Origin of the sequence: Shewanella sp. SM69 (assembly GCF_025653985.1) — a bacterium.
Taxonomy (GTDB): Bacteria; Pseudomonadota; Gammaproteobacteria; order Enterobacterales; family Shewanellaceae; genus Shewanella; species Shewanella oncorhynchi.
Genome location: NZ_JAKKRV010000052.1, coordinates 1 through 1196, shown reverse-complemented (window position 1 = coordinate 1196; position 1196 = coordinate 1). Strand labels below are relative to the sequence as shown.

Genomic DNA, 1196 nt, shown 5'->3' with positions numbered 1-1196 from the left:
TCCCCTCATAAATCAGCCATAGCATAGCCATATTTGAGCAACTGATTGGCGAATAATACCCAGGCCGCCAGCAATTCTTTCTCCGTGATTTGATAATCAGGCCGCCTGAGTACCTCCAATCCCAAGCGAATCGTTGAGAGTACCGTTCGATGCCCAATGGTATTGGCCTGAAAATGCTTATCCCAGCCCTGTTGCTGTGCGTGTAAACCAACTAGCCACAACAGGCATTGAACCATCAACGCTATCAGTAGGATGATGTCGAATCGCTCTGGACTGTTGGTACGACTTTGGCGTAAGCCAAAGCCGTATGCCGGGCTTTTGAGGTCACGAAAGGTTTCCTCTATTTGCATACGTTTGGCGTACAGGTTTACCAGCTGCTTTGGGCTCCGAGATTCTGGTGGTAAATTGCTGGCTAACACCCAAGGCTCTTTCGCCGATGTTGAGTACGTTTTTGCCGATGGATGGTGGCAATTAGTCCTCGTTGAACGCTGATTTGTACGCCCCTTAGGTTTGCTACGATAAAGCGTGAGATGGCAATTGATAGGGTTAGTTTTGGTCAAGGTCTTACAACCCAGGCTCTTCGCTTGACCGTTGGCCAAGTCATGTGTACTGCGAACTGCACGCCAATTTTCAGCGCCAATATCTGCAAATTGAACTGTACCGCGAATACGGCTTAGCCAAAACCAACCATGCGCCTCAACCTCTTTGTACCAAGGCACTTTGAACCCCGCGTCAGTCACGATGAGAGGGGTAACATGCAAAGGTAAAATCTTGGCTAAGTCCGCTAAAAAACCGTTGTGGGAGGCCTTAGAGCATTGTTCTGATAGGGGATAGGACTTCTCATACAGGGTAATAGAGCGGCCATTGAAGGCTATTGAGGCGCGCAGAGCCATGATGCGTTTATGCTCTCGGATGTCTGACCAATCGACGAGCACAATCGGCATAGGGTTACCAGAACAGATGAGGCTGGCATGCCATTGGTAGACAGCTAACCGTTCTTGATGCAGATGCGTGTTGCCGAGCAAACGATCAATGCGCTTGATGTTGTGCTTGGTTCGGGCCGTGGTTGGTAAATTTCGACCTAACTCAGTCAAGGTCAGTGTCTTACATTCAATCAGTGCCTTAGAGGCCAGCATCAAGCTGTTTAATCGTTTTAGGTGAAGTTCTGGGCAGTATTGGTGTAAAGAATGTTGTAG

General features: G+C 48.7%; 1 protein-coding gene. It reads right to left on the bottom strand.

Annotated elements, in window-relative coordinates; all coding sequences use genetic code 11:
• Positions 1–5 precede the first annotated feature (5 nt).
• Positions 6–1196: IS4-like element IS10A family transposase (locus L5M37_RS24000; protein ID WP_263201919.1), on the bottom strand; the 1191-nt coding region annotated here is incomplete at its 5' end.